Origin of the sequence: Pseudomonas sp. F9001 (genome assembly GCF_013385435.1) — a bacterium.
Lineage (GTDB): Bacteria > Pseudomonadota > Gammaproteobacteria > Pseudomonadales > Pseudomonadaceae > Aquipseudomonas.
This window is the reverse complement of the sequence record NZ_JACAPX010000011.1, coordinates 260,585-285,899: the sequence shown is the minus strand read 5'-3', so window position 1 is coordinate 285,899 and position 25,315 is coordinate 260,585. Positions and strand designations below refer to the sequence as shown.

Here is a 25,315-nt window from a genome sequence, read left to right as displayed (position 1 = left end):
CAGCGGCCTACCAGCCGGCTTGAGTGGGGTGAAGCAACCGCAAAATCAAAGGCGGACATAGTCCAAATGTGGGAGCGGGCTTGCTCGCGAAGGTCGTTAACGATGACGTGGGTATCCTGATTCAACGTGGCGCTCTCAGGTTTTTCGCGAGCAAGCCCGCTCCCACATAAAGCGGCGGAGGCAGCTCCCTTTACTTACTTCGGGCTGGGCCGGCATTCCGGCTTTTCCAAAGTGACTCGCTGTAAGAGCGAAACCATAAGCCGCCGTTACCTGAATAACGGATATACCTCCCCAAAAAGCTACCCCCCACAATTCCCACCAATCACCTCCCCCGCAAACGCCTTACGCACAAACGGCGTCGAGTCCACGAGCGAACCATTGACCGTAGCGGAGTGATCCAGCTCAGGATAAAAATGCCATTCAATCCGGTCCCCGACCTTGCACGCATCCCTGACCAGCGCCTTTTGCCCAGGCACAAACACATCCTGATCCCGCCCCCCCGTACCGACAAAAACCGGAATATCCGTCTTCAACGTCGGATACGCCGACTCACGATAAACCTTGTCGAGCGCCTCTTTCGGCGACCGCTTGAAACTGTCATTGAAGCTGAGCCCATCAGCCATCACCCGCTGCTCAATGGCATGCAAACAATCCCGCCGGCTGCTCTCAAACGCAGGCACTGCACGCTCGCTCAAGTAATCCGCAGCCACAAACCCAGGATCAAACAACGTGACAGTACTCAGCCGCAGCAAGTTATAGGCAAAGGTCGGCACCACCGAACTGCGGGCCTTTTCCAACTCGGCACTGTCTCCCGTTTTATGGGTGGCCGCGTAAGGCGTACCGGTCGCCACCACCCCCACGATATCCAACTCGGGCGCATAGTCTTTCGCATAGACCGCCGTGGCAAACGCAGCACGGCCACCCTGTGACTGCCCGAACACCACCACACGTTTGGACAGTTCGAAACCACCCGCCCCTACCGCGCGAATGCTGTCGAGCACCCCATAGGCCAGCAGGCTGGTCAAACCATACGGATGCAGGCCAGGCGTCCCAAGCCCCTGGTAATCGGTAGCGACAATCGCGTAGCTCTGAGCCAGCCAATAATTGAGATAGCGCGTATCCCGAGGGCTGCGACCGGCGAACGACGGCGCGCAGATATCGGCACTCCCCACCGTGCCGTGGGCCCACGCCATCAGGGGCCAGCCACCCGGCGGCGGTGTGCCCTTGGGCAGGAACAGCGCACCGGAAACGACAATCCGTTTATGGGTATCGAGACCGTCGGTGGACGTGTACAGGATGCGAATATTCTGCCCCGCCTCGGCCAGGCTTTGCTTTTCGGTCAACGGCTCGCTGCGCAGCATCCGCCCGGGTGACGCGGGCACCTTGTCCGCCCAGGTATAGAACGCGGGAACACCACCATCACCGACGGGCGTTTGCGCAGCACTCACACCACTGCATCCCGCCAGCAACACCGCCAGCGCAAGCGATAACCGACGCGACATCACCAGCCCTCTTTCAACATCCGCAATTCAAGGTACTGCAACAACATGATGGTCTTGCCGTCGACGATCTCGGCACTGTCCACCATACCCAGGGCCTCCTCGAATCCCAACTCCAGCACTTCGATATCCTCACCTTCATCCTCCAGCCCGCCGCCATCACTGACTCGGTCGCCAGGCTGATATTCGCCGATGAAAAAGTGAATGCGCTCGGTCACCGAGCCCGGGCTCATGAAGGCCGAATAGATCTTTTCTACATGGCCCACACGGTAGCCCGTCTCTTCTTCCGCCTCCAGGCGAATGCGTTCCTCGGGGCTGGCGTTGTCCAGCAGGCCGGCGGCAGACTCGATCAGGTAACCGTGGTAGCCGTTAACGTAGGTAGGCATGCGGAACTGGCGAATCAGCAACACCGTGCGCCGCTCGCGGTTGTACAGCAGGATCGTCGCGCCATTGCCCCGGTCATAGATCTCGCGGGTCTGGGACTGCCAACTGCCGTCGCGGCGGCGCAGGTCAAAGGTGTACTTTTTCAGCACATACCAATTATCCGAGAGCAGTTCTTCGGCGTGGATGCGGACGGGACTGTTTTCCATGGCAGGACCTTTTTGTCTTGTGTTATTCAGCATGTCGTGCAAAATCGTGCACAGTCAAGAAAAAACGTGCAGGAAGCTTCCGATGCTGACCCAACAACGTAAACAACACCTGCTGGATACGCTGCACCGCGACGGCCGGCTGATTGCCAAGGAGTTGAGCCAGGCACTGGAGGTTTCCGAGGACACGATTCGGCGTGACCTGCGGGAAATGGCCAAGGAAGGTTTGCTGCTGCGGGTGCACGGCGGCGCCTTGCCGGCATCCCCCGCGATGGCTGATTTTTCGGTACGGGAACACTTGGTACCCGAGGAAAAAATCGCCATTGGCCGGACGGCTGCACAACTTGTGCAGCCCGGCCAAGTGGTGTTTATCGATGGCGGTACCACGTGCCTGCAACTGGCCCATCACTTGCCGGCGGACCTGAATGCCACCGTGGTCACCCACAGTCCGTCGATTGCCATGGCCCTGGTGGATCATCCGCAGATTGAAGTGATCATGCTCGGCGGGCGGCTGTTTCGCCACTCACTGGTGGGGGTGGGGGCGGCTACGCTGGAGGCCATCGGCCGGGTAAATGCCGACCTGTATTTCATGGGGGTGTGCAGCGTGCACCCGAATGCCGGCCTGTCTACCGGCGATTATGAAGAGGCAGTGGTCAAGCGCGCGTTGTGTCACGCGGCCGCAGAAACCATCGTGCTGGCCACCTCGGAAAAGCTCAACACCGCGTCGCCCTACCAGGTGGTGGAGCTTACACACGTCAGCGCGATCGTCGCATTGGCCAGTACGCCGCGTGCCCTGCTGCAACCCTACGAAGCTCAGGGCCTGACGCTTTACCTGGCGTGACCGTCAACAGTCCTTGATGGCTTGCCATGACGCGGCGACTTGCGCAGCGTCCGAGGCGTTGACCCGCGCCAGGTCAACCGGATACTCGACCCCCGGATTTTCAGCGAACCGCGTGGCGGTGAACTGACCGTTGCTGGCACGCAGGATATAGCCGCTGTCCTGGCACGCTGCCGAAGCCAGGAAGATCACCCCAGGCGTGACCCATTCCGGCTTGAGGTTGTTCGGCTCGCCGGTCACGCCCCACATGCGGGTCTTGGCCACGGGTGAGATGGCATTGACCAGGATCCCGGCCTCCGCCCCTTCCCCGCTCAAGGCATTCATGATCCCCAGTTGCGCCATCTTCCCCGCGCTGTAGGCCGCCAGGCCCGGCTGGACGTAGCGCGTATACATCGCACGGTCGGAGGTGGTCAGCACAATGCGGGGTGCGGCAGATCGCGTGAGGTGCTGCCACGCGTGTTTGCACAGCCAGATCGGTGCATAGACATTGACGTCCATGGCCCGCCGGATGAAAGCCTCGTCGGCGGCCTCGATGGGCTGATAGCCGACCCAGCCAGCATTGTGGATCAGGATATCGAGCTGCCCGAAATGCGTGATGGCGCACTCGATCAGCGCTCGACACCCCGCTTCGCCGGACAGGTCACCCGCGTGGCCAACCACCCGCAGGCCTTCACCCTCCAGCGCCAGCGCGGCCGCCTGTACCACCTGGGGATCAGCCCCATCGCCGAGGGTGTCGGCACCGATATCACTGATTACCACCTGCGCGCCGAGTCGCGCCAACTCGCGCGCATAGCTGAACCCCAAGCCACGGGCGGCACCGGTCACGATTGCGGTTTTACCTGTAAAGTCCATCGTCGCGTTCTCCTGATAGGCACTCCACCCTAACAACCCGTGGCCGTCCTGTTTAATACTGAAAAACAGCGATATTGATACCTGCGCCGTATCAAGCCCCACACCGCCATCTACCTGAAGGAACAGCCCAGATGATCGAAACCCGCCTGTTGCGCCAGTTCGTTGCCGTTGCCGAAGCGCTGCACTTTCACCAGGCCGCGGAGCGCCTGCATATGGCGCAGCCAGCGTTGAGCCAGGCGATCAATCGCCTGGAGGCAAAGTTGGGGTTTGCCCTGCTGCATCGTGACCGTCGTGGCGTGAAGCTGCTGCCAGCCGGGGCGGCGTTTCTTCAGACGGCCTACACCGTCCTCGGGCAATTGCAGCAAGGCATTGAGCAAGCCCGGCAGGTGTCCCAGGGAACCGCCGGCACGCTCACCATCACCTCGGTGTCGATCACCGGCTATCCGTGGTTGCTGGATACCCTCAGGCAGTTTCGCCTGGCGTTCCCCAGGGTTCAGTTGGTGATCAAGGAAATGCCCTCTGCCAACCAGGCCAAGGCCTTGTTGAGTGGTGATACCGATATCGCTTTTTTGCGCTACCTGCCAGGCCAGGCAGATAACATCGAATCCCGGCTGCTGCTGGATGAACCGATCCTGCTGGCGCTGCCCGCAGACCATCCGAATGCGGATGACGTCGCTATCGAGCTGAAGGACTTTGCCGGTGCCGATTTTGTGTTCACGCCCCAGGCATTGGGCAGTGGCTATCACCACCAGTTGATCGCTTTATGCGAGGCCGCGGGCTTCTCTCCAAGGGTGGTCCAGGAAGCCGATCAATTACCCACCCTGATTGGCCTGGTGGCGTGCGGGTTTGGTGTGGCGCTGGTGCCGCAGTCCATTGCCCGTTCGATGCCCCGTGACAAAGTGGCGTTTGTGCCCCTCACCGCCGCGTCCTCCAGCATCGGGCTCTACCTAAACTGGAACACCAGCCATTCTTCCCCCTTGGCCGGGCACTTCTTTTCTCTGCTGGACGAGGCGATGTAATACTTTGCAAGCAATGTCCGGTGACGACCGTCTGAATATTTCCTGCGCGGCCAGGGCATCTGTTAAAACCCGTGCTTCGCCTGTGTCCTGGAACCTTCATGTCTTCACGTTTTCTGTCCCGTCTCGGCCTGCGCTGGTTTCCCCTGCTGTGCATGGCCGCCCTGATCATCGGCCTGCCCGTGGGTTGCGCCGTGCTGCAACACAAGGAACGCGAGTTGCTGTTTCGCGTGGAGCCAGGCACTGCCAGCTGGTACAGCGGGTTGCCGCGTGATGTGCAGGAATTCGACCTGAAACCCGCGAGTTTCAAGGCAGGGCAGAATATTCATGGCTGGTGGTGGCCAGCGGCACAGAAGGACGCGCCGGCAATTCTCTACCTGCACGGCGTGCGCTGGAACCTCACTGGCCAACTGTTTCGCATCGAACAGCTGCGGGCCCTGGGCTTTTCCGTACTGGCCATCGACTACCGCGGCTTCGGCCAGAGTCGAGGCGACCTGCCGTCGGAAACCAGCGTGTACGAAGACGCGCGCATTGCCTGGGAACGCTTCCAGGTGCTGCAACCCGATCCTGCCAAGCGCCTCATCTACGGGCACTCCCTGGGTGGCGCGGTGGCCATCGACCTCGCGGTGGAACTGGGCAAGCAGGCAGCGAACAATCAGGTGCCGCCGCCAGTGCGCGGACTGGTCATCGAGTCCACCTTTACCTCCCTGGCAGATGTGGCCACGGCAGTAGCCAATACCTCATTGCCGGTGCGCTGGCTGCTGTCGCAGAAGTTCGATTCCATTGACAAGATCGCTGATATCCACATGCCGCTGCTGGTGGTTCACGGGCTCGCCGATGCCTTCGTGCCACCGCGCTTCAGCCAGCAACTGTTTGACGCCGCCCAACAGCCGAAACACCTGTTGCTGGTACCCGGTGCCACTCATAACGACAGCATGCGACTGGCCGGCAGCAGTTATCGCCAGGCGTTGGACAGCCTGATGCAATCGAAGCGCGCCACTCAGGTTGCCGGGCCCTCCACCGGGCGCCCAAACGACTCGTAAATATGCATTTCGGCACCGGTTTCGCCGGTGCCTGTCAAGGCGCAAAGCCTGCCCATGCTGGCCATAAACAGTGACTGATCAAATATTAACCGCAGGTTAAATCGCCATACCCGCCGGGCTCAAGCGAAGTTATCCACAGAGATACCCACGGTTTTCGTGGACAACTCTTTTTACTTTTTTACGATTTTTTTGCTCAGTAATGCCCTGTTGGAAAGCTTGGCGGCAGCAAAATCTCCTGCATCACCTCGCGAATCGAAACCATGGGGTTTGGTACCGGACCGGGTGTGGTTTTTCCATGGTGCTCAGCTCACTCGGCAGGGCATCACCGACACCCCAACCCATTGCGTTTGCGCCTAATGCTGATTAATCTCGCATAAACACGCATCAACGAGCAAAAACATGCATAACACCCATGCTGCCATCGACCTGCCCTCCCTGCGCAAACAAAAAATCCTGTTGCTGCTGGAGCGCGACGGCAAGGTCACCGCCTCGGAACTGGTCGAACATTTCGCCGTTTCCCAGGACACCATTCGCCGCGACCTTGGCGAACTCGCCTCCGCCGGTCTGCTGCAACGCGTGCATGGAGGTGCGCTGCCACGGCCCAAGGACACCGGCAAGGATTTCTTCACCCGGTTTGGCGAAACCACCGCGACCAAACGCCACCTGGCGCAACTCGCCGCCGATCGCGTGGAGGACGGCCAGATCGTGCTGTTCGACTCCGGTACCACCACCCTGCAAATCGCCCAGTCACTACCGCATTCCATCAAGCTGACCGCCGTCACGCACTCACCGATGATTGCCATCGCGTTGTCCGAACATCCCAATGTGACGGTGATCCTTGCCGGTGGCCAACTCAACCCGGTGACCATGGCCGCCAGCGGGCATGAAGCATTGCGGCTGATCCAGGGCATCAAGGCCGACCTGCTGTTCACGGGTGTGTGCGCACTGCATCCACAGGTCGGTATCAGCTCGTTGCACTTCGAGGAAGTGGCGGTGAAACAGGCTATGCTCGACAGCGCCTCCCACGTGGTGGCCGTCACCCTGGCCGATAAGCTGGGCGCCGTGGAGCCATTTGTGGTGGCACCGTGCAGCCGCATTCATACCCTGATTACCGAGTGGCACGTGCCTCCGGGCAGTGTCGAGGCTTATGAATGCCTGGGGCTGGAGGTGATGCAAGTGGATGCCTGAGGGGCGAGCATCGCTTGAAGGGCAAGCGCATCGACCAGCGCATGACCGCTGGCCGTATTATCGAAAATACACCAGGTCGGAATGCCCTCCTCCAGGGAGGCTCTCAATACCTCGGCCAGCGCGCACAAACGCTCGGCTTCGTAAGCGCTGTGATAAATACGCGGCGAACCATGCAGGCGCCAATAACGCACACCTTGCCAGCCTTTCGGTGCATCCCCATCAGCGATCACCGGCGGGTCGGCGGCGACCCGTCCTATCTGGTAATCCTGCAAAAGCCCGTCGGCCTGCACCCAGCTGGCGTGCCGCGGCTCAAGCACCACAGGCCCAGGGAAGCGTTGACGCAAGGCTGTGAAAAAGCCGCCGGCAATGATCGGGTCGTAGCTTAAAGAAGGCGGCAATTGCACCAGCAGGCAGCCCAGGCGGTCGCCCAATTGCAAGCACTGTGCAAGGAACTCATCCAATGCCGTATCGCAGTCACGCAGACGTAATTCATGGGTGATGTGCCGTGGCACCTTGACCGAAAAACCAAAGCCCGACGGCACTGACTGCGCCCATCGTGCGTAGGTCTGCGGGCGATGGGGGCGGTAGAAGGAGCTGTTGATTTCAACCGCATTCAAGCACGCGGCATAACGTTGCAGATGAGTGCCCTGCCGGGGAAATCTTGGCCATTGCTCACGAGGCAGGCTCCAACCGGCACAACCGAGAAAAATCGGCATCAAAACAACACCGACGCCGCATCCCTCATGAAAATCTCCACCGTCTTCGGCCCGACGCCCTCGAACGCATTCAAGCGTTTTTCAAACTCCCCACGGTCGGCACTGGCATCGTGGATATGGCTGATCCTGCCCGCGTACTCCGCATTCAACTTGCTGCTGAGGTCGAGCAGGCGCTGCGCGGTGCTTTCGTCGTAACGCACGTAATGCGCCTCACCGAGCATGGCCACCAGTTCGCGAGAGGTGCAGTGTTGCAGTTTGCGCGGGGTGTCCCGGCCATGCTTCACCACAATCACCTGATAGGCCTGCGCCGCGATCTGCGCCTGAATGCGCTTGCCCATCAAGAAGCTGGCGATAAACCACTTGAACAAGGCGTTGTCATCGCCGGGTGTGAGCTCAATACCCAGCTCACCGGCGCTGATGGATCGGCCCATGACTGCCTCCGTTATTCACTGGCCCAGCTTGCGCTCGGCCTTGGCGGCTTGCTCGTTGATCTGGTCGGTTTGCCGTTGTGTGTCCTTGATGGACGTCGGCGTGATCACCTTATCAACGGTTTCAGTCTTGGGGTTTGGGCGCTGCAAGGAACTGTCCTTCTCGTCAAGCTGGCGACCTTTCTGCGCCTGTTCGGAGCTGATTGCATTGGGGGTTTTGTCAGTGGTTTTTTCAGTGCCCATGGTGATTCTCCTGCTGTTAAAAGATCAGGCTCCAGCGCGGAGCCGTTATGCAGCAGAGCCCATGATTTTTTGATAGTTCAAGGAAATTGCGTGGGCTGCGGCCCGGAGAAATAAGCGCAAATTAATTTAAACCTTTTGCTCAGGCACCCGCTCAACAGTCAGGTAACGGCATCGCGCCACTCTTCAGGAGAAGCATCATGAAGCACTTGCTGATGAAACAAATGGGACTGACCTTCGCGCTGGCCGCGGGCTCGATGGGTGTGGCCATGGCCGCCACTTCCAATGACTTCGTTGACGCCGCAGCCCAGGGCGGCATCACCGAAGTAGAAGCCGGCAAACTGGCGCTGGAAAAGAGCGGTGCCGCTGATATCAAGGCGTTTGCCCAGCACATGATCACCGACCACACCAAGGCCAACCAGGAGCTGACGGCCCTGGCGACGAAGCTCGACATCAAGGTGCCTGACGATGCCAGCCTCACCGACAAGGCCAAGAAAATGATCCTGGAAATCCGTGAAGAGTCCTTTGACAAGGCTTACGCCGACAACCAGGTAAAGGCCCACGAAGACACCGTGGCCCTGTTCAAAAAAGAAGCCGCCTCCTCGGATAACGCCGAACTGAAGGCTTTTGCCGAGAAGACCCTGCCGACTCTCGAAACCCATCTGAAGATGGCCAAGGAGTTGCAGTCCCAGCACGCCAATTAATCATTGACCCACTCAGGAGACACTCGACCATGAGTTCGCAACTGCACGGCAAGAAGATTCTGATCATCACCTCCAACACCGGTATCGAGCGCGACGAGTTGCTCAAGCCGCTGGAAGCCCTGCGTGGTTTCGGCGCCACGGTGACCCACGGTTCCAGCAAAGGTGGCAGCACCCAGACCTTTCTCAAGGACACCGAGAAAGACAGGACGGTAGAGTCCGACGCCAAGCTCTCGGACCTGCACGGCAGTGACTTCGATGCACTGGTCATCCCCGGGGGCACCGTCAATGCCGACACCCTGCGCCAGGACGCCGATGCACTGCGGCTGATCAACGACTTCGTCAAGGCCGGGAAAACCGTAGCCGCCATCTGCCATGGCCCTTGGGCCCTGATTGATGCCGGCGTGATCGGCGGCAAGACCCTCACCTCCTACAAAAGCGTGCGCACTGACCTGGTCAATGCCGGCGCAGCAAACTGGGTGGATACGCAGGTGAAGGAATGCCCGGCCAATGGCTGGACCCTGATAACCTCGCGCACGCCCGACGATTTGCCGGCGTTCAATGAGGCCATTGCCAAGACACTGGCGGCCTGACGCCCGCCAATGCAAACAGGCGCCCTCGGGCGCCTGTTTTTTTTCGATTCTGTCTTAGCCTTTGCCATGCTCAGTGGCATGTGTCGCCCGGTTCACACCCTTGGGTCCAAACAGCGCCCAGAGGATCAGCCCCAACAGCGGCATGAAGATCAGTACCACCAGCCATAAACCCTTGGTCTCCCAGCCACTGCCACTGCGCAGAACGCTGTTGATCGCCCACAGTTCCAGCAGCACCAGAATCACCGCCAAGCCAATCCAGACATATTCGATTTGCATGATTCATCCTCCTGAGGTCGTATGCGTTAGGTCAAGCAACGCGCCCGAGGGTTCATTAAAATTGCAACGGATGGCTCTCGCCCAACGGTTGCGGCACACGGGCCGTAACCTTCTAGACTCAAACGGACACTACCTTTTACCCCTTGGAGGCCCGGGATGACCGAGCACATCATCCACTTTCACTGCCAGATCGATCAGGGCACCACCGAGCGCTTTCGTGATTGCTGCCTGGACGCGATCGATCAAGGCGCCAGTTCTTTGCTGTTGAACCTGTCGACCACCGGCGGCAGCACCAATTTCGGTTTTACCCTCTACACCTTCCTCAAGTCCCTGCCGGTGCCGCTGTGTGCGATCAATGCGGGCAATATCGAGTCCATGGGCATCATCATGTTCCTGGCGGCAAACCGCCGGATCACCACGCCACACTCGCGCTTCCTGATCCATCCGATGAACTGGTATTTCAACCAGAACTCGGTAGACCACCAGCGCCTGCGGGAATACCTGTCGAGCCTGGACAACGACCTGGCGCGCTACGTGAAAATCTACGAACTGGAAACCGCCAGCGCCGAAACCCACCTGGATATTTTCAAGTGCCTCTCGGCCGAGGAAAAAGTCATCGCCGCCCACGAGTCACTGGCCTACGGGATTGCCCATGAGGTCGAGCAGATCGTGTTTGCCGACGACATCAAGCACTGGAAAGTCAGCGGCGGCTAGGCATTGTTTAATGCATGCAAGCCACCACTCGACCGTGCAACCTGCACGACCAGAGCCGCTTTTTATCACACATAACCTATTGTTTTATAAGCAGATAAATATTTTGTTCAACTTGGTACAACTCATGCTGTAGAGGTCTGCACAGGCGGGCAATTCGACCCGCCCTTTCGCTACCCGTGAGGTGTCACCCATGAATGCCATTGATCTTCTCAAGGCCGACCACGAACGCGTCAAAGCCATCCTGAATCAACTCAGTGAATCAACCGAGCGCGGCGTAAAGAAGCGCACTGAGCTCCTGGCCAAGCTGGAAATGGAAATCAGCCTCCACACCCGCCTTGAGGAAGAAATCCTCTACCCGGCTTTTCGCAAGGCCGGCGGCAAGGATCAGGAAATCATGTACCACGAGGCCAAGGAAGAACATCGCACTGTCGACTCCCTCGTCCTTCCGGACCTGAAGCAGACTTCGCCCTCCACCACCGAGTTTTCCGGCCGGGTGAAAGTCGTCAAGGAACTGTTGGAGCACCATATCGAGGAAGAGGAAAGCGAGATGTTCCCACAGGCCAGGAAGCTGTTGGGCAAGGCCTTGCTGGAAGAGCTGGGCGCGGAGATGGAAGCGATGAAAGCCGCGCACAAGAAAGCACCCGGCGCGAAGCCAATGGCGGCTTGATGTCCATTCGTCGCATGCCTGGAAACTATTTCAAACTTTGAATTGGCTGGAGGATTCCCAATTAGGCAACACCATTGATTCGCTCATCATTGAGGGTTTTCAAAATGGCTAATAGTGGAAAAACTACCCCAGGTGCTGGTCACAAAGACCAGAAAGACACAAACCGTAAAAGCGGCGGCCAGGGTTCAGGCGGCAACTTCGCCAATGACCGCGAGAAGGCTTCTGAAGCGGGCAAAAAAGGCGGGGCTCATAGCCACGCCCCAAGCTCCAAGAAGTCTTGATTGAGGCGTCGCCGAAGCCTGGATGTGCTCCGGGCTTCGGTCCCCATCGCCACGAGGGATTGAGTCATGAAGACCAGCATTTCCCAAAGGATCGTACTCGCCGCCAGCTTGACGCTCGTTCTGTATGCCCCCGCCTACGCAGCCTTCGGCGACAACACCGCCCCCGAGGCGTCCGCCTTGAGCGGCAACAGCGCTCCTGGCTCGGCACTGCCGCCCGGCACCTATCCCAGCAGCCCGTCCGGGGCTGACAGCAGTGGCAACAAGGACGCTGAAACGAAAGCACCTGCGCCGTCTAAAACCGTGAAGAGCACGCGCCATAAAGGCACCTCGACCCAGCATCCCGGTACCAAGACCGGCAAAAAGGCCGTGCCAGAATCGGGCAGTTGACCGATTAGTTCTCGCTGGGGCCGCCGATAAAGTCCAGGCGCAGGTTCATCCACTGCCGAACGATTTCCCGGGCTGCTTGCCTGGCATCAGCAGCAGAGAAGCCGCGCTCGCGTTGCAGCCAGTCACTCGTCGCTTGCCGTGCGGGCTCAATGGCGGCCAGCGCTTGCTGGCGTTGCCTGGCAGGCCACTGTTTATCCGCGCCCCAGTTGCGCAGGGCTGATTCCGGGTCCTGGGACTGCGCTGCGGTGCCTGGCTGGAGAAACAGCCGAGGCGAAGCGGTGGCCTTGAGGGAAAGCGTGTTCCAGTCGGCGTAGCTGGCAAAGCGGATGGTGCCTTCGTTCTGCGATGCAGTGGACAAAGGCGCGGTAAACGAATCGTCCAGCCGCTTCCAGGCCGGCTGTGCAAACAGATCACCCTGTGGGGCACAAATCGGCGCAAAGCTGTCGCGGGTGGAGCCGTACAACGACCCGAACGACTCATATGCAACCTCGCCCTGCCGGCTAAAAACGAAACAGTGCACATACGGGCGTTGGTCGGCGTACATCTCATACTGTTGGCGTTCGATCATCATGCGCAGCAAGGTCAACATCACCCGGTCACGGCTGACAGCAGGATCATTCTGCAGGTCCTGCCAGATCGACCAGGGAAAACTGTCTTCCTTGAGTGCTATGAGAACCTGCTTGCGATTCTCCTCGGCCTCATTCTCCGTAACGCCACTGTCAGGTTCAAAACGCTGCAGGTAGACCAGCCAGGCGGCGGCCAGATCGTTCATCGGGTAGCGCCGAAGCCCTTCAGCTGCCTGGGCCGGATGGTACGGAATACTGGCAATGATTGCGTCAAGGGCTGCGGTGTCTTTGTGGGTGATGGTTCCCACCTCGACCACTCTCTGGCTCAGTTGGGATTGCAGGCAGCCGGGCAATTGTTCGGGGGTACCGGCACACGCGTTGCGAGTCTGCAACCACGTGCGCTGGCCACGGCGCAATTCGTCGCGCTGGTCGGGTGCCAGTTTGGCCATTGCCTGGCTGTAGTACAGGCCCAGCGTAGTGTCGAGTTCGCTTAATTCAGGGCTGGCGCAAATAGCCTTTTCCACCGTGGTGGAGGCCTTTTTACAATCGAAGGACGCGCCACTGGCAGGCATCGCTGCGCCTATCAGCGCGCCAGCGAGCAACAACATTGGGTAGGCAGAATGAATACGGCGGGCCATGGCTTTCCTTGGGTGAGTTCCTTTCAAGGCGCTCATTGTGCCGACGCGATTGCCAATGTCCAGCCTGCCGGCACAGTACTACGAAACACTTGCCATGGAGGGCCGATCAGTTGCCAGCTCACGCTCAATCTGTTCGATGCTCGGCAAGCTGGTTTGCAGCTCTGCAGGCAGTGATTCCACCAGTTGATACTCGGCAACACCAATGGGGCGCGAACTGTCACGCAGAGCGTATTCGGCCACTACTTCGTTCTTGCTCTTGCACAGCAGCAGGCCGATGGTGGGGCTGTCCTGTGGGTGCTTGAGCTGGGCATCTACCGCCGCAAGGTAAAAGCCCAGCTGCCCCAGATGGTCGGGTTTGAATTTACCGGCCTTGAGTTCGATCACCACGTAGCACCTCAGCTTGAGGTGATAAAACAGCAGGTCGACGAAAAACTCCTCGCCCCCTACGTCCAGCAATACTTGCCGTCCCACGAAGGCAAAACCGGCGCCCAGCTCCAGCAGAAAATCGGTGACATGTTTGACCAGGGCGTTTTCGATTTCACGCTCCTGCGCGTCAAGGGACAGGCCCAGGAAGTCGAAACGGTAAGGATCCTTAAGTGATTCGCGAGCCAGGTCGGATTGGGCTTTGGGCAGCAGTCCCTCGAAGTTGCTGACCCCATTGCCGCTGCGCTCCAGCAGGCGACCCTCGATTTGCATCACCAGGACGTTGCGCGACCAGTTGTTTTCGATGGCCTGAGTGGCGTACCAGCGACGGGTTTCTGGGCCGGGCAACTTGTCCAGCAACGCCAGTTGGTGATACCACGGCAATTGTGCAAGCACCCCTTGCACAAATTCCCCGTCCGGCCACGCCTCCGCAAATGCACGCATGTACTTCAGGTTACGCGGCGAAAAACCCTTCATCTCCGGAAATGCTGAACGCAAATCCTGCGCCAGCCGCTCAATCACCTTGGTCCCCCAGCCCTGCCGCGCTTGCCGGGTCAGAATATCCTGGCCGATTTGCCAATACAGCAACACCAGCTCGCGGTTTACCGCCAGGGTGGCGCGCTGCTGGGCGCAGTGGATTCGACTCTTGAGATCGGACAGCCAGTCGCTGTATCCCTCGGGTGGTGTGTTCAGGCTATCGGGGGTCTCACTCATTCCTTTTCCCTCGTGGGTTGGGCAGGCGGTCGATGGTAGCGAGGGGACAATCCGGAATGGGCCAGCAGAATGCTTTCGATACAAATCAACGGGAACCGTACCTTCACGCGGATCAAGGGGTGCCCCAACGTGCGTGCTGTGGTCAAATGGCCCAGTCACTTCCACGGTTATTCCCGATCTATGAACGCCACACCCACCGACGACAGCCAGGCATCCACCGGGGACCGCATCCTGTTCCTGCTCAAGACCCGTGGTCCGCTGAAAACCACGGACCTGGCTGCACTGCTGGAAATCACCTCCGAAGCCGCCCGCCAGCAAATCCAGAAGTTGCAGGTCGCGCAGTTGATCGTCGGTGTATCGGCCCCCATCTCGGGTGCCGGCCGGCCCTCGTTGAAGTGGACATTGACCGAAACCGCCCAAAGCAAATTCCCCGATTCCCACAGCGTACTGACGTTGCACCTGATCGAGTCCATTGAAGGAATTTTTGGCAGCGAAGGCGTGGAAAAAGTCATCGCCAGCATGGAAGCGACGGCCAGGCACGAATACACCCAGGCCTGCTCCGCCGCGTCGACCTTGCGGGAGAAAGTCGAGATCCTGGTACAGATTCGCGAACGCGCCGGGTACATGGCGCAGATGGAGCCGCTGGACGATGGCTGGCTGCTGGTGGAGAACCACTGCCCGATCTGCGTCGCCGCCCGTAAATGCCAGGGGTTCTGCCGCTCGGAACTGCAGATCTTCCAGGCAGCCCTGGGCGATGAGAATGTGGTGGAGCGGCGCGAGCATTTGATTTCCGGGGACCGGCGCTGCGCCTACAGCATCCAGCCCCGCCGCCTGTAAGAAAGAGGCTGCGATGGGCTGCGCAGCAACCGCAATTCCAGCGCCGCAGTGTCCCGGATACACCAACGGTTCAGGATTCACGACCGCTGCGCAGTCCATCGCAGCCTAAGCCTCACGCCGTACTCAAGCCCATTGCAGGAAGGACAGATTCCGGTGTAGTGGCGCAATGCCCACCAATCATATAACCAAGAGAGATCTTGGATAATACGTTGAGCGCTTTGAATTACACAAGCCAATACTTTTTACGGTGCCGTAAACAGCCTAAACCCTGACCCCCAGCATGCCGCTGGTAATGATGATCGTGACTATGGCGCCCATGCCGATCACCAGCCAGGTCAACAGCGAACTGCGTGACTCGCTGACATTGTGATTACGCAATACACCTCGCAAACCACAACCCAGATGCCCAATCAGCAGGAACACCGCCAGCGAGTAATGCGGCAGCAGCCGAATGCTCCATGGATCCGCCAATAACCCTACGGGCTCGGCCACGGCCCAGGCGTAATCGGTGTCGGTGCCGAAGTAACGCGCCAGGGTAAACACCGAGTTGATATGGGACGCGATAAACAGCGAGAGATAGGCGCCGGAGGCGGTTTGTAACGCGTCCAGCAGGTCGGCACGCGTGACGGTCTTCGGGCGAATCAACACCAGCCCGCTGAGAATCTGAAAGAAAAACGTGACAATGATCACCGGCTCCAGCCAGCCATTGCGATACACCCGTCGCAGCACGTCCATCACCGACTTATGCACATCGGTACCCAGTACACCCAGGAGGTGGTTGAACAGGTGCGGCGCGAGAAACACCAACAGGATCGCCACCGAGGCGATGCCGTGGGCGACACGCAGCTTGATATAGGTCTTGTCCAAGGTCACCAAGCTGATGCTCGGGCCCGTTGACGACACCATCGCAAAAAAGCCCGCCAGCGCCAGCCACAGCCCGCTCCATACCGCGATGTCGTGGCCCTCGATTTTCATCAGGTACAGCAAGACGCCCATAAGCGTATACGCAGGAGGCGCAGCCACCGCCAGGCACGACAAGCGTCGCGCCAGGACCAGGCGTGCGCTCATGACCGGTTGAACACCGGTGACATACACACAGGCAAACGCCAACAGCGGCACCGCATAGGCACTCAGGATCAGCGCCAGCACGACCGGGGTGCCGGCGCCTGCCACATGCGCCTGGTTACTCCACGCCAGCGCCCACGGATAATACAGCGCCGCGGCGAAAGGCAGCAGCCACAGCCATTCCAGCCAGGGTTTGATAGCTTTGCTTAACATATTGATTTCCCGGTGATAAATATCACCCGGATAGTGCCCAGCCATCGCCACCCGCGACAATTAGGCACCCAGGCAAAAGCCTTTTACCCAATGGTCATGCCTGGAAGGCTTGCACCATGTAGTCGACGAACAGCTTGACTCGCAGCGGTATCTTGTCGCGCTGCCGATAGCAGATGTAATGCCCCCTGCCCCGCGCCTGCGCCGCATAACCCGGCAGCAAAACGATCAAACGCTGTTGCGCGATCCAGTGCTGCGCCTGATAGCCGGCCAGCTGTGCCACACCACCGCCGGCTACGGCCGCGAGCGCCACTAGCTCCGGGTCATTGAACAACTGGCTGTAAGGCAACGGCAGCCGTATGAACTGCCCGTCGACTTCAAACTCCCACACATGCGGCTTGCCCGACTGCGCCAGGCGAAAGGCGATAGTCTTGTGCGCCGCAAGGTCTTCCAGGGTCTGCGGGTAGCCGGCTGAGTGCAGGTACTCAGGCGCGGCGCAGGTGACGAAACTCATCGGCGCCAGTTGCCTGGCGATCACATCGGCGTCCTCCAGCCGCCCGTTGCGAATCGCGACATCCACGCGACCTTCGGCGAAATCCACATGGCGATCATTCAGATCAAATTCGAGGGTGATGTCCGGGTGGGACTTACAGAACCCAGGCAACAGCGGCGCAATGCACTTGCGCCCAAAACCCACGGTAGAGCTTACGCGCACTACGCCGGACGGCGACTGGGTAGCGTGTTTCAGCGCTTCGGTCGTGCGCAACAGATGCTCGACACTGGGCAGGCACTCTTGAAAAAACCGGCGCCCTTCCTGCGTGACCGCTACGCTGTGGGTCGTGCGTTCCAGCAGCTTGATCGCCAGTTGGGTTTCCAGGCGGGTAATGCTGCGACTCACCGAAGGCACTGAAATGCCCAGGTCGCGTGCTGCCTCGCTGAAGCTTTCGCTGGCCGCGACTTTCATGAAGGCGATGACGCCGGCGAAGTTTTTTCCGATGGACATCGGTGAGGTTTCCTTGAAGGGCGCACGCCAAAAGCATCGACAGTACCCAACCGCAAACCCAAGCGCCCTAGCCAATCCGACGGTTTTTCGGTAGGCCAAACTGCGGCTTTACAGCCCTTTTGATCTGGCACAAAATCCCTCCTTATCTAGAAAATATCGGGATCGCGCCATGCTTGAACACCCATCGATTAAGTTTGGCGCGGCCCCCGTGCAAGGTTTGGTCCGGGAGTATTTGCCCGGCTTGCGTGAACCTCACGTTCACCCGGAACACGCGCAAATCATGTACGCCATCAAAGGTTCGATGACGGTACTGACGGCCGAAGGCATCTGGGTTCTGCCACCGCAGCGGGCGCTCTGGATTCCGCCAGGTGTCAGCCACACCTTCAAGCATTCGCGTCAGGTGTCGATGCGTACCGTATATGTGCGTCAGGGCGCGGCCAGCATTCCACCGTGGGCCCGCTGCGCAGTGTTAAATGTCGGGACGCTGGTGCGCGAGCTGATCCTGGCCTGCGCGCAACTGCCAGGCGAGTACCCCGAGCACAGCCGCGAAAGCCGCCTGGGCACCGTGCTGCTGGACCACCTGGCATTGCTTGAGCAAGACGCCTTTTACCTGCCTGAACCCTCGGATAAACGCGCGGTGCGCGCCGCCAACCTGATCAAGCAAAACCCCAACGACACTCGGCCGCTCAAGGAAATCGCCTTCGAGGTAGGCGCCAGTGCACGCACCCTGGAGCGGCTGTTTGCTGCCCAGACCCGCATGGGCTTCGGCGCCTGGCGCCAACGCTTGCGGATGATGGTGGCCCTGGAAAACCTCGCGGCGGGGGAAAGCGTCAGCAGCACCGCCGCCGCGATTGGCTACGAAAGCTCCAGCAGCTTTATCGCCGTGTTCCGCTCGGTGTTCGGTTGCAGCCCGGCCAGGTATTTCGCCCAGCGTTGAGCCGGCCTACAGCAAGGGAATGCTGTAGCTGACCATCAACCGGGCTTCGTCTTTGTCAGCGCTGTCATTACCCCGCAGCACCGCACCACGCCACATGAACCCAATCCCCTTGAAGGTGCCGGCAGGAATCACATAGTCAACCCGCACGTCCCGCTCCCACTCGGTATTGTCACGACCTGCCGTGCGGATGTGGCTGCCATGTATGTAGGTGACGCTGGTCTTCAGCCCCGCCACGCCCAGGTTCGCAAAATCATAGGCATAGCTGGCCACCGTGGCCTGTTCCCCGGCGTTGACGAACTTCAACGACTGGGAGTTGGTGATCAAATACACCGAGCGGCCCTGCCCCTGGTTGATATGGGGGAAGTCACTTTCGCCCGTGGTTTTCTGATACCCCAGGCTCACCGAATGGCCTTGCAGCGAATAAGTAAACAAGGCACTCCACAGGTTATTGTCGACCTTGCCATTGTTGACGCCCGGCCCGTAGTAACCCGAGCTGACGTAGCCCTCGGCACGCCCCGCCGCACTGGAGTTCTTACCGTCCGAGGTACTGTGGAAGTAGCGCAGGTCACTCTTGAACTGGCCCACCGGCAACTGCCAGTTGTGCACTAGGCCGAAGAAGTGTTGCTGGTAAAAGTTTTCAAGATTCGCGTAGTAATACTGCAACTGCATCTGCTTGCTTACGGCGTAATCCACACCACCGTAGTAAAACTGATTGCTGGACGTGCCCTTGACCGGATCGTTTGCGCCAGCGATGGACAAGCCCTGGCCGTTGCTGGAGTTACGGTCAAGCACCTGCTCGATTTTGCCGGCGACGAGGTTGAAGTCTTTCAGGTCCTTGGAGTCCACCTGGTAGCCACGAAAAGTCTGGGGCAACAACCGGCCGTCTTCATACATCAGTACCGGCACCCGGGGCATCAGCGTGCCCACTTTCAGTTGGGTCTGGGAGATGCGCACTTTGCCGGTGACCCCGGTCTTGCTGAAATCATTGGCAGCCTTGCCATCAGACAGCGGGAAGACGCTACCGGGTGTGTTGTCCTCCCCCACCTTGCCGGCACGCCCTGACGCATCCAGCCGTACGCCGTACAGCTCTTGCAGATCCAACCCCAGGCCCACCACCCCCTCGGTGAAACCGGACTGATAATTGAACATGAAGGCCTGGCCCCATTCCCGGTCCGAGGCCCCCTTGGCATTGCGCGTGTCCTGGTTGAGGTAGAAGTTGCGCAGGTCCAGGGTCGCTTTACTGTCGTCGATAAAACCCGATGCAGCCGCCTGCTGTACAACGCCGAAAGAAACGGCCAGGGCCAGGTAAGTCTTGTGGTTCATGAAGGCTCCGAACAGTGAACACGACTGTCCCGTCGACCCAGTGATGGCAGCCGTTTTTTATTGTGTGTTGCAGTGTTTTCATTCGACGGGAGGCGCGCACGATATAGGCCTGGCGGTTGTGAAAACAGCCGCCAAAACGGGCATTCACTTTTCCAGTTTTTGTAACAATGAGGACGACGCGCAGGCGTCTGGAACGGGCTTTCCACGAGGGTCTTAAGTCAACTGCGAGTACAACGACTCACGCTGCAGTGCCGTCTCGCTCCGACAGCCAGCGGAGCTTTTCCAGCATGGGATCGAACATCGCGCGTACCGCCTCGACTGCCGCGTCTTCATCGCCAAAGATAATCGCCTGGACGACTTGCGCATGGGCTTCAAGCCCCGGCTCATACAACTCGTTGTCGGCAAAAATCGCCAGATACTGGCTGTGGAACGAAGAGCTGAATGCGCGGTACATCGACTGCAAGACCACGTTGTGGGAAGCCACGGCCACCGCACCGTGCAAGGCCTGGTCGCGGTCGACGAAATCGTCGAGTTGATCCCCGAGGTTATATTCGCCACGCCGCGCCAGGGCGTGCCACAACCGGCGGATATCCTCCAGGGTGCGACGGCGCGCAGCGAGTCGGGCGGTTTCGACTTCCAGCAGGTACTGGGCCTCCAGGTGGTCGCGGATCGCGCTACGTTGTTCACGAATGCCATCGATGATCGAAGCGACCCAGGCGTGATTGCAAAGACCGGCGTACATGGGCAACTCCTGAAAGATCATGCCCCTCGAGTATAGAGATTGATGCTCATCCAGACTCCTTCCGGCCCGCCAACTAGTCGCTCGATTGCGCCACTTTTTCTCCCGGCTGGTTGTAGTGGACCAGCGGCGATTGCGGGTCGAGCAGCGAGGTGCGGATGAAGTGCAGGTAGCTTTCCACCCGTCTCAGGGCTGAAGTCTCAAAGTTCCCGGCGAATGGCTCATCGGTCTGTTGCACGCACTCAATGGCGTGCTCGACAGCCTCCAGCGCGCGCTGCAAATAACCGGGCCCAGGCTTGACGAACAACCGCACCAGTGCGCGACCCATTGCCCGGATGGCGAGGCGCCAGGGCATGCTCTCGGCGTAACAGGCCTGCGCCGGCAACCGGGCCTGCTCGCGGCGCAACTCGATGATCGCGTGCCCCACGTCCAGTACCACGAACGTCCAGCGCAGCAGGCGATGCTGCACCGATGCCCTGCCCGCCGCAAAGTTGTAGGCCTGGTTGAGCAGGTCGCGGGTGCCGCTTTCGAAACCGGAGCCCAGCGCCGGCAACGGCGCGCTGATGGCAACCACCACCTGGCGGCGCAGATCCTGTTCCAGCCGGCGCCACAGCCAAGGGCTGTTGGGTGGCAGGATAATCGCCCCCGCCGCGGCGCACACCAACATGCCAAACACCATGGCGAGATAGTCATTGATCAGCCCGTAGGGGTTGTACAGCGTCAGGTTGGCAGGCACTGAGCTGGTGCCGAAAAACACCAGCATGCCCAGGCCATAGCCGGCCAATTGCGGCCTCGCCAGCCAGAACGAACCCAGTACGATCACCGGCGCCATGACCACGCACAGCAACGGAAAACCGTCGATCATCGGGTACACGAAAAACACTTCGAAAATGCCAATCACCGCGGCCAGTAGCGTACCGCAGGCGATTTGAAACGACATGCGCCTGGGGTTGGCAGAGAACGCCGACAGGCCTACGGTCAGCGCCGACACCAGGGTCATGGCCGCGCCGCTGGGCCAACTGGTGGCAATCCACAACGTACTGAGCACCAGTAACACCACCGCGGCGCGCAACCCGGCCGCAAGGGTCGCCAGCCAGTTGGTCCGAGGTTGAAACGGTTCGTTCCATTGCTCTCGCACATGGTTGTGATCGGCGAGGGACGCATGCGTCTGGGCGTAGCTGTGCAGCTCGTCGACAAAGCGGTAGAGCAGTTCATACGCGGTGTGAAAGTCCAGCAGGTCATCGGCTACGGGAGCGGTATGTTGCAACGCCGCACGCAGGCGCCGGACCCGGTCTGGCAAGCCGGCTTTGTAGACTTTCAGTTCGGTGGACAGCACGGCCGCGTCACGGTCCGTCAATGGGTGCCCGGCGAAGGGTTTGAGCAGCTCGGCCAACGCGATCAACCCCGGATCGACGGCCTGGACCACCTCCACGCCACCGCGCAGGCGAACCCGTTCAAGCAGTTGATGCAGCGCGTTGAAACGCGTGGTGATCGCCATGAACTCGCTGTTGAGGCGGTTGATTCGCCCATTGCGCTGGCGCATGTAAGGGTCTTCGAACACGCTGACGCTGCGCATTACTTCCAGGCCAACGGCCTCGGCGATAAACCCCAGGTTGGTGCTCTCGAAGGCCGCCTGGTCACCGGTATCACGCAGGCGCTGCCGCACAAATCCGGCAAAGCGGCCAAAGCGTTGGTACAACGTGTTGCGCATCGCCACGCTGGAGGTTTTAGGCAATACGGTGGCGCTGATCAGCGTCGCGCAGACGATCCCCAAGGTGATCTCCAGCACTCGCCAGACGGCCGCCATGAATACCTGCTGCGGATGGCCCACCACGGGAAGCCCGACCATCACCGCCGTGTAGCCGGCGAGCACAAATCCATAGGCGCGGAAGTTGCGATTGCGCGCGGCACCACCGGAACACAACCCCACCCACAATGCCAGGCCCGCGAGAAACAGCTCGGTGCTCTGGGCAAACAGGGCCATCAACAGCACCATGAACGATGAGCCCACCAACGTGCCGATGAAGCGATAGATACTCTTGGCGAGGACGTGCCCGCTGTGGGGCTGCATCACGATAAACACAGTGGTGATCGCGGTGCTCGGTTGTGGCAGTTCCAGGCGCATCGCCAGCCACAGGGTCAGGTACGAGGCGATCAATACCTTGCCCAGGTAGATCCACATCACCCCATCGCTGCGGGCCCACTCCATGAAGCCCCGGCGCCAGGGCAGCGACACCAGCCAGCGGCCCGCTCTACCGGCGATATTGAAACGACGAACAGTGAGTCGAGGCACGCGACCTTCCGGCTGACGGGAAATGGGGCGGCGACTCTAGGGGCTTCCATGCGCCCCGGTAAGTCATCAGAAACGTGAATGACTGTTACGTAAAAATCCACAATAAATAGCGTTTACAGCCGTGGATGAGTTCATGCCACACTAAAAAACGTTCCACCTGGAGAGCATCGATGGACATCCTGCAGAACATGCGCATCTTCCGCTGCGTTGCCGAAGTCGGCAGTTTTACTGGCGCGGCAGTGCAGTTGAATAGCAACACCACCCATATTTCGCGCTCCATTTCCAACCTTGAAACCCACCTGCGAACCCGCCTGTTCAACCGCACCACACGCCGTACCGCACTGACCGAATCCGGCAAACGCTACCTGTTGCGTTGCGAGCAAATCCTGCGCTCCGTCGAGGAAGCGGAGCTGGAAGCCGGCGACGCCCACACACGCCCTACCGGCCAGTTGAAAGTGCACTCGATGACAGGCATCGGCCAGCACTACGTGGTGGACGCCATCGCACGCTACCGCAAGAACTACCCCGACGTGACGTTCAACCTGAGCATGAGCAACCGCACGCCGAACCTGGTCAACGAAGGGTTCGACGTGTCGATTGTGTTGGCCATTGACCTGCCCGATTCCAGCCACGTTTCACAGAAACTGGGCACGACCTACAGCATCGTCTGCGCCTCACCGTCCTACATAAAAAACCATGGTGCCGCGCAAACGCCGCAAGACCTGCTCAGCCACGCCTGCCTGCGGCTGGTCAGCCCGGTGATCCCGCTGGAAGACTGGACGTTCGACGGCCCCCGTGGCCAGGAGAGCGTCACCATCAGCAGCTCGCCGTTCCTGGTGGACTCGGTCGACGCCATGAAGACCGCCATCAGCAACGACATGGGCGTGGGCATCCTGCCGGTGCATGCGGCAATCAAGGGGCTGCGCAGCGGCACTCTGGTGCGAGTCCTGCCCGAGTACCGCCTGGAAGAACTGAGCCTGTACGCCATCTACCCTTCCCGGCACTACCTGGATGCAAAAATCAAAACCTGGGTGGAGTACCTGCGCAGTTCACTCCCGGAAGTGCTGGCCGACCATAAGGCTGTGCTGAAGATTCGCGACCGGGTCAGCTACGGCTGATCATCGCTGATAGTGCTGATTCAGCCATCCGAGTGCCCACCGGCGGGCACTGGCGTCGGCCTCCATGACGCCATACAGGTCCGTCACCGCCACCACCGGCTCCTTGTCCAGCACATGCCGGATGCACTCGGCGATCTGCATGAAGCCGATGCGTCCGTCCAGAAAGGCCTGCACCGCGACTTCATTGGCCGCATTGAGCGACGCCGGTGCCGTGCCGCCCACATCCGCCACCTCGCGCGCCAGGGCCAGGCAAGGAAAGCGCTTCTCGTCCGGTACTTCGAAATCCAGCCGGGCCACCTTGAACAAATCCAGTGGTTCAACCCCTGAATCGATCCGTTGCGGCCAGGCCAGGGCATGGCTGATGGGCGTGCGCATGTCCGGGTTCCCCAACTGCGCGAGCATTGAGCCGTCGACGTAATCCACCAGCGAATGGACGACGCTTTGCGGATGGATCACTACCTCGACCTGGGACGGCCTGGCGCCGAATAACCAACAGGCCTCGATCAGTTCGAGTCCCTTGTTCATCAGGGTTGCCGAGTCCACCGAAATCTTGCGGCCCATGGACCATTTCGGGTGAGCGCAGGCTTGGTCCGGCGTTACGTTGTGCAGTTGCGCCATCGGCGTTTGGCTAAACGGCCCGCCGGAGCCAGTCAACAGAATGCGCCGCACGCCCGCGTGGGCCAGGCCGTGTTGAGCATGGGACGGCAGGCACTGAAAGATTGCGTTGTGCTCGCTGTCCAGCGGTAACAGCACCGCCCCACTGCTGCGCACCGCCTGCATGAACAACGCACCGGACATCACCAGTGCCTCTTTGTTGGCCAGGAGGATTTTCTTGCCGGCCTCGACGGCGGCCATCGTTGCATTCAAGCCCGCCGCACCGACGATAGCGGCCACCACCGTGTCCACATCCCGGTGACCGGCGACGAATTTCAGACCGCTTTCGCCGCCCACTACCTGAGTCTGAGAGCCCTCCTCCAACAGTTGCTTCTGCAGCGTCGCCACGGCTTGCGGCGTGGGCACCACGGCGTAGTCCGGACGGTGCAACAAGCATTGTTTTTTCAACAGCTCCAGTTGGGTGAACCCGCTGAGGGCGAAGACTTTATAGCGCTCGGGGTGACGCGCGATAACGTCCAATACGTTGACGCCCACCGAACCGGTAGCGCCCAGCACGCTGATGGCTTGCAAGCGTTGACGGGTGGCGATCACCTGGCGAATGACTTTTTTGCGCGGAATAAGCGACATGACGTAATGAGCCTGACGTAGAGAAAACAACCGCCATTAACCAAGGAAAGTGCCAGTGCCGTCATCGCGATAACGCCAACAACTATCGCAAAAAAGCCAAGCCTTCGATCAGCTCGAAAACGGGCCTTGGTCATAACGACTACAGCACGTCATAAGGACTACATAACACTCGTGTCATATC

The 25,315-nt window shown here is 59.8% G+C and carries 27 protein-coding genes and 1 pseudogene; 13 read left to right on the top strand and 15 right to left on the bottom strand.

Going from position 1 to position 25,315, the window contains the following annotated elements:
• Window positions 1-299: 299 nt before the first annotated feature.
• Window positions 300-1,502: a lipase family protein gene (locus HX818_RS10130; RefSeq protein ID WP_177019977.1), complete on the bottom strand. Its 1,203-nt coding sequence runs from the start codon at window positions 1,500-1,502 to the stop codon at window positions 300-302.
• Window positions 1,502-2,089 (bottom strand): GDP-mannose pyrophosphatase NudK, encoded by a 588-nt coding sequence (gene nudK, locus HX818_RS10125; RefSeq protein ID WP_003207421.1) that lies wholly within the window; start codon window positions 2,087-2,089, stop codon window positions 1,502-1,504. Before nudK ends, HX818_RS10130 begins: the two co-directional genes overlap by 1 nt.
• Window positions 2,090-2,171: 82 nt before the next feature.
• On the opposite strand from nudK, the gene HX818_RS10120 reads away from it, so the two are divergent.
• On the top strand, window positions 2,172-2,927 hold the full coding sequence (locus tag HX818_RS10120) for a DeoR/GlpR family DNA-binding transcription regulator (RefSeq protein WP_177019976.1): 756 nt from the start codon (window positions 2,172-2,174) through the stop codon (window positions 2,925-2,927).
• Between the two features lie 3 nt (window positions 2,928-2,930).
• On the opposite strand, the gene HX818_RS10115 is transcribed toward HX818_RS10120, so the two are convergent.
• A complete protein-coding gene (locus HX818_RS10115) occupies window positions 2,931-3,776 on the bottom strand; it encodes an SDR family NAD(P)-dependent oxidoreductase (RefSeq protein ID WP_177019975.1) in 846 nt (281 codons plus the stop codon).
• Window positions 3,777-3,907: 131 nt separating this feature from the next.
• Between HX818_RS10115 and HX818_RS10110 the strand changes: the two genes are divergently transcribed.
• The 3 genes from HX818_RS10110 (at window position 3,908) to HX818_RS10100 (ending at window position 7,023) form a co-directional block, all read left to right on the top strand.
• Window positions 3,908-4,795, top strand: coding sequence for a LysR family transcriptional regulator (locus tag HX818_RS10110; RefSeq protein ID WP_177019974.1), 888 nt, complete (start codon window positions 3,908-3,910; stop codon window positions 4,793-4,795).
• A 98-nt stretch (window positions 4,796-4,893) separates the two neighbouring features.
• Window positions 4,894-5,835 (top strand): alpha/beta hydrolase, encoded by a 942-nt coding sequence (locus HX818_RS10105; RefSeq protein ID WP_003207412.1) that lies wholly within the window; start codon window positions 4,894-4,896, stop codon window positions 5,833-5,835.
• Between the two features lie 399 nt (window positions 5,836-6,234).
• Window positions 6,235-7,023 carry a DeoR/GlpR family DNA-binding transcription regulator gene (locus tag HX818_RS10100; protein WP_003207411.1) on the top strand — a complete coding sequence of 263 codons (789 nt, stop codon included), beginning with the start codon at window positions 6,235-6,237 and terminating at the stop codon, window positions 7,021-7,023.
• Here the strand turns inward: HX818_RS10100 and HX818_RS10095 are convergent.
• From HX818_RS10095 to HX818_RS10085, 3 genes are read right to left on the bottom strand one after another with little or no spacing between them, the layout of a single operon-like run.
• On the bottom strand, window positions 6,981-7,739 hold the full coding sequence (locus tag HX818_RS10095) for a DUF72 domain-containing protein (protein ID WP_177019973.1): 759 nt from the start codon (window positions 7,737-7,739) through the stop codon (window positions 6,981-6,983). The two genes, HX818_RS10100 and HX818_RS10095, sit on opposite strands and share 43 nt — an antisense overlap.
• The gene (locus HX818_RS10090) at window positions 7,739-8,170 is read right to left on the bottom strand and encodes a DNA methylase (RefSeq protein WP_177019972.1); all 432 of its coding nucleotides are present in this window, start codon (window positions 8,168-8,170) and stop codon (window positions 7,739-7,741) included. The genes HX818_RS10095 and HX818_RS10090 overlap by 1 nt, the downstream gene beginning before the upstream one ends.
• A 15-nt stretch (window positions 8,171-8,185) precedes the next feature.
• Window positions 8,186-8,410, bottom strand: a complete 225-nt coding sequence (locus HX818_RS10085; protein WP_177019971.1) for a hypothetical protein — start codon at window positions 8,408-8,410, stop codon at window positions 8,186-8,188.
• Between the two features lie 197 nt (window positions 8,411-8,607).
• Here HX818_RS10085 and HX818_RS10080 point away from each other — a divergent pair, with 197 nt between their 5' ends.
• Together HX818_RS10080 and HX818_RS10075 are read left to right on the top strand one after the other, a co-directional pair.
• A complete protein-coding gene (locus tag HX818_RS10080) occupies window positions 8,608-9,111 on the top strand; it encodes a DUF4142 domain-containing protein (protein WP_003207404.1) in 504 nt (167 codons plus the stop codon).
• Between the two features lie 29 nt (window positions 9,112-9,140).
• The gene (locus HX818_RS10075; protein ID WP_003207402.1) at window positions 9,141-9,701 is read left to right on the top strand and encodes a type 1 glutamine amidotransferase domain-containing protein; all 561 of its coding nucleotides are present in this window, start codon (window positions 9,141-9,143) and stop codon (window positions 9,699-9,701) included.
• A gap of 54 nt (window positions 9,702-9,755) precedes the next feature.
• Here the strand turns inward: HX818_RS10075 and HX818_RS10070 are convergent, their stop codons facing one another.
• Window positions 9,756-9,977, bottom strand: a complete 222-nt coding sequence (locus HX818_RS10070) for a PLD nuclease N-terminal domain-containing protein (RefSeq protein WP_003207401.1) — start codon at window positions 9,975-9,977, stop codon at window positions 9,756-9,758.
• A gap of 156 nt (window positions 9,978-10,133) precedes the next feature.
• Here HX818_RS10070 and HX818_RS10065 point away from each other — a divergent pair, with 156 nt between their 5' ends.
• The 4 genes and pseudogenes from HX818_RS10065 to HX818_RS10050 all read left to right on the top strand — a co-directional run bounded on the left by HX818_RS10065 (window position 10,134) and on the right by HX818_RS10050 (window position 12,026).
• Entirely contained in the window at window positions 10,134-10,691 is a 558-nt protein-coding gene (locus HX818_RS10065) for an ATP-dependent Clp protease proteolytic subunit (protein WP_008435011.1), read from the top strand.
• Window positions 10,692-10,881: 190 nt separating this feature from the next.
• Window positions 10,882-11,358, top strand: a complete 477-nt coding sequence (locus HX818_RS10060) for a hemerythrin domain-containing protein (RefSeq protein ID WP_008435010.1) — start codon at window positions 10,882-10,884, stop codon at window positions 11,356-11,358.
• 167 nt (window positions 11,359-11,525) lie between these two features.
• Window positions 11,526-11,639: pseudogene (locus tag HX818_RS31185) on the top strand (general stress protein); the annotation flags it as partial.
• A gap of 66 nt (window positions 11,640-11,705) precedes the next feature.
• Window positions 11,706-12,026 (top strand): hypothetical protein, encoded by a 321-nt coding sequence (locus tag HX818_RS10050; protein WP_177019969.1) that lies wholly within the window; start codon window positions 11,706-11,708, stop codon window positions 12,024-12,026.
• A 4-nt stretch (window positions 12,027-12,030) separates the two neighbouring features.
• On the opposite strand, the gene HX818_RS10045 is transcribed toward HX818_RS10050, so the two are convergent.
• A complete protein-coding gene (locus HX818_RS10045) occupies window positions 12,031-13,230 on the bottom strand; it encodes a lysozyme inhibitor LprI family protein (protein WP_177019968.1) in 1,200 nt (399 codons plus the stop codon).
• Window positions 13,231-13,308: 78 nt separating this feature from the next.
• The gene (locus HX818_RS10040; RefSeq protein WP_177019967.1) at window positions 13,309-14,367 is read right to left on the bottom strand and encodes a YhcG family protein; all 1,059 of its coding nucleotides are present in this window, start codon (window positions 14,365-14,367) and stop codon (window positions 13,309-13,311) included.
• Between the two features lie 180 nt (window positions 14,368-14,547).
• On the opposite strand from HX818_RS10040, the gene HX818_RS10035 reads away from it, so the two are divergent.
• Window positions 14,548-15,204 carry a metalloregulator ArsR/SmtB family transcription factor gene (locus HX818_RS10035; RefSeq protein WP_003207391.1) on the top strand — a complete coding sequence of 219 codons (657 nt, stop codon included), beginning with the start codon at window positions 14,548-14,550 and terminating at the stop codon, window positions 15,202-15,204.
• Between the two features lie 261 nt (window positions 15,205-15,465).
• On the opposite strand, the gene HX818_RS10030 is transcribed toward HX818_RS10035, so the two are convergent.
• Window positions 15,466-16,482 carry a hypothetical protein gene (locus HX818_RS10030; protein WP_177008590.1) on the bottom strand — a complete coding sequence of 339 codons (1,017 nt, stop codon included), beginning with the start codon at window positions 16,480-16,482 and terminating at the stop codon, window positions 15,466-15,468.
• A gap of 94 nt (window positions 16,483-16,576) precedes the next feature.
• The gene (locus tag HX818_RS10025) at window positions 16,577-17,482 is read right to left on the bottom strand and encodes a LysR family transcriptional regulator (RefSeq protein ID WP_003207388.1); all 906 of its coding nucleotides are present in this window, start codon (window positions 17,480-17,482) and stop codon (window positions 16,577-16,579) included.
• Between the two features lie 208 nt (window positions 17,483-17,690).
• Between HX818_RS10025 and HX818_RS10020 the strand changes: the two genes are divergently transcribed.
• Window positions 17,691-18,419, top strand: a complete 729-nt coding sequence (locus HX818_RS10020) for a helix-turn-helix transcriptional regulator (RefSeq protein WP_158213527.1) — start codon at window positions 17,691-17,693, stop codon at window positions 18,417-18,419.
• Between the two features lie 6 nt (window positions 18,420-18,425).
• On the opposite strand, the gene HX818_RS10015 is transcribed toward HX818_RS10020, so the two are convergent.
• From HX818_RS10015 to HX818_RS10005, 3 genes are all read right to left on the bottom strand, one after another.
• Window positions 18,426-19,742 (bottom strand): OprD family outer membrane porin, encoded by a 1,317-nt coding sequence (locus HX818_RS10015; protein ID WP_003207383.1) that lies wholly within the window; start codon window positions 19,740-19,742, stop codon window positions 18,426-18,428.
• A 238-nt stretch (window positions 19,743-19,980) separates the two neighbouring features.
• Complete coding sequence (locus HX818_RS10010; RefSeq protein ID WP_003207381.1) at window positions 19,981-20,484, bottom strand: FadR/GntR family transcriptional regulator; 504 nt, start codon at window positions 20,482-20,484, stop codon at window positions 19,981-19,983.
• 73 nt (window positions 20,485-20,557) lie between these two features.
• On the bottom strand, window positions 20,558-22,690 hold the full coding sequence (locus HX818_RS10005) for an FUSC family protein (RefSeq protein WP_177020122.1): 2,133 nt from the start codon (window positions 22,688-22,690) through the stop codon (window positions 20,558-20,560).
• A 254-nt stretch (window positions 22,691-22,944) separates the two neighbouring features.
• On the opposite strand from HX818_RS10005, the gene HX818_RS10000 reads away from it, so the two are divergent.
• Window positions 22,945-23,892 (top strand): LysR family transcriptional regulator, encoded by a 948-nt coding sequence (locus HX818_RS10000; RefSeq protein WP_003207376.1) that lies wholly within the window; start codon window positions 22,945-22,947, stop codon window positions 23,890-23,892.
• Here HX818_RS10000 and ispC read toward each other — a convergent pair whose 3' ends face one another.
• A complete protein-coding gene (ispC, locus tag HX818_RS09995; RefSeq protein WP_102368856.1) occupies window positions 23,893-25,134 on the bottom strand; it encodes a 1-deoxy-D-xylulose-5-phosphate reductoisomerase in 1,242 nt (413 codons plus the stop codon).
• Window positions 25,135-25,315: the final 181 nt, after the last annotated feature.

Coding starts and splice junctions, on each gene's coding strand:
- HX818_RS10005 (WP_177020122.1), bottom strand. CDS start 22,690: ATGGAGTGGGCCCGCAGCGATGGGGTGATGTGGATCTACCTGGGCAAG.
- HX818_RS10015 (WP_003207383.1), bottom strand. CDS start 19,742: ATGAACCACAAGACTTACCTGGCCCTGGCCGTTTCTTTCGGCGTTGTA.
- HX818_RS10120 (WP_177019976.1), top strand. CDS start 2,172: ATGCTGACCCAACAACGTAAACAACACCTGCTGGATACGCTGCACCGC.
- HX818_RS10050 (WP_177019969.1), top strand. CDS start 11,706: ATGAAGACCAGCATTTCCCAAAGGATCGTACTCGCCGCCAGCTTGACG.
- ispC (WP_102368856.1), bottom strand. CDS start 25,134: ATGTCGCTTATTCCGCGCAAAAAAGTCATTCGCCAGGTGATCGCCACC.
- HX818_RS10040 (WP_177019967.1), bottom strand. CDS start 14,367: ATGAGTGAGACCCCCGATAGCCTGAACACACCACCCGAGGGATACAGC.
- HX818_RS10110 (WP_177019974.1), top strand. CDS start 3,908: ATGATCGAAACCCGCCTGTTGCGCCAGTTCGTTGCCGTTGCCGAAGCG.
- HX818_RS10035 (WP_003207391.1), top strand. CDS start 14,548: ATGAACGCCACACCCACCGACGACAGCCAGGCATCCACCGGGGACCGC.
- HX818_RS10115 (WP_177019975.1), bottom strand. CDS start 3,776: ATGGACTTTACAGGTAAAACCGCAATCGTGACCGGTGCCGCCCGTGGC.
- HX818_RS10065 (WP_008435011.1), top strand. CDS start 10,134: ATGACCGAGCACATCATCCACTTTCACTGCCAGATCGATCAGGGCACC.
- HX818_RS10010 (WP_003207381.1), bottom strand. CDS start 20,484: ATGTACGCCGGTCTTTGCAATCACGCCTGGGTCGCTTCGATCATCGAT.
- HX818_RS10060 (WP_008435010.1), top strand. CDS start 10,882: ATGAATGCCATTGATCTTCTCAAGGCCGACCACGAACGCGTCAAAGCC.
- HX818_RS10085 (WP_177019971.1), bottom strand. CDS start 8,410: ATGGGCACTGAAAAAACCACTGACAAAACCCCCAATGCAATCAGCTCC.
- HX818_RS10090 (WP_177019972.1), bottom strand. CDS start 8,170: ATGGGCCGATCCATCAGCGCCGGTGAGCTGGGTATTGAGCTCACACCC.
- HX818_RS10070 (WP_003207401.1), bottom strand. CDS start 9,977: ATGCAAATCGAATATGTCTGGATTGGCTTGGCGGTGATTCTGGTGCTG.
- HX818_RS10080 (WP_003207404.1), top strand. CDS start 8,608: ATGAAGCACTTGCTGATGAAACAAATGGGACTGACCTTCGCGCTGGCC.
- HX818_RS10130 (WP_177019977.1), bottom strand. CDS start 1,502: ATGTCGCGTCGGTTATCGCTTGCGCTGGCGGTGTTGCTGGCGGGATGC.
- nudK (WP_003207421.1), bottom strand. CDS start 2,089: ATGGAAAACAGTCCCGTCCGCATCCACGCCGAAGAACTGCTCTCGGAT.
- HX818_RS10045 (WP_177019968.1), bottom strand. CDS start 13,230: ATGGCCCGCCGTATTCATTCTGCCTACCCAATGTTGTTGCTCGCTGGC.
- HX818_RS10075 (WP_003207402.1), top strand. CDS start 9,141: ATGAGTTCGCAACTGCACGGCAAGAAGATTCTGATCATCACCTCCAAC.
- HX818_RS10095 (WP_177019973.1), bottom strand. CDS start 7,739: ATGCCGATTTTTCTCGGTTGTGCCGGTTGGAGCCTGCCTCGTGAGCAA.
- HX818_RS10105 (WP_003207412.1), top strand. CDS start 4,894: ATGTCTTCACGTTTTCTGTCCCGTCTCGGCCTGCGCTGGTTTCCCCTG.
- HX818_RS10025 (WP_003207388.1), bottom strand. CDS start 17,482: ATGTCCATCGGAAAAAACTTCGCCGGCGTCATCGCCTTCATGAAAGTC.
- HX818_RS10100 (WP_003207411.1), top strand. CDS start 6,235: ATGCATAACACCCATGCTGCCATCGACCTGCCCTCCCTGCGCAAACAA.
- HX818_RS10000 (WP_003207376.1), top strand. CDS start 22,945: ATGGACATCCTGCAGAACATGCGCATCTTCCGCTGCGTTGCCGAAGTC.
- HX818_RS10030 (WP_177008590.1), bottom strand. CDS start 16,482: ATGTTAAGCAAAGCTATCAAACCCTGGCTGGAATGGCTGTGGCTGCTG.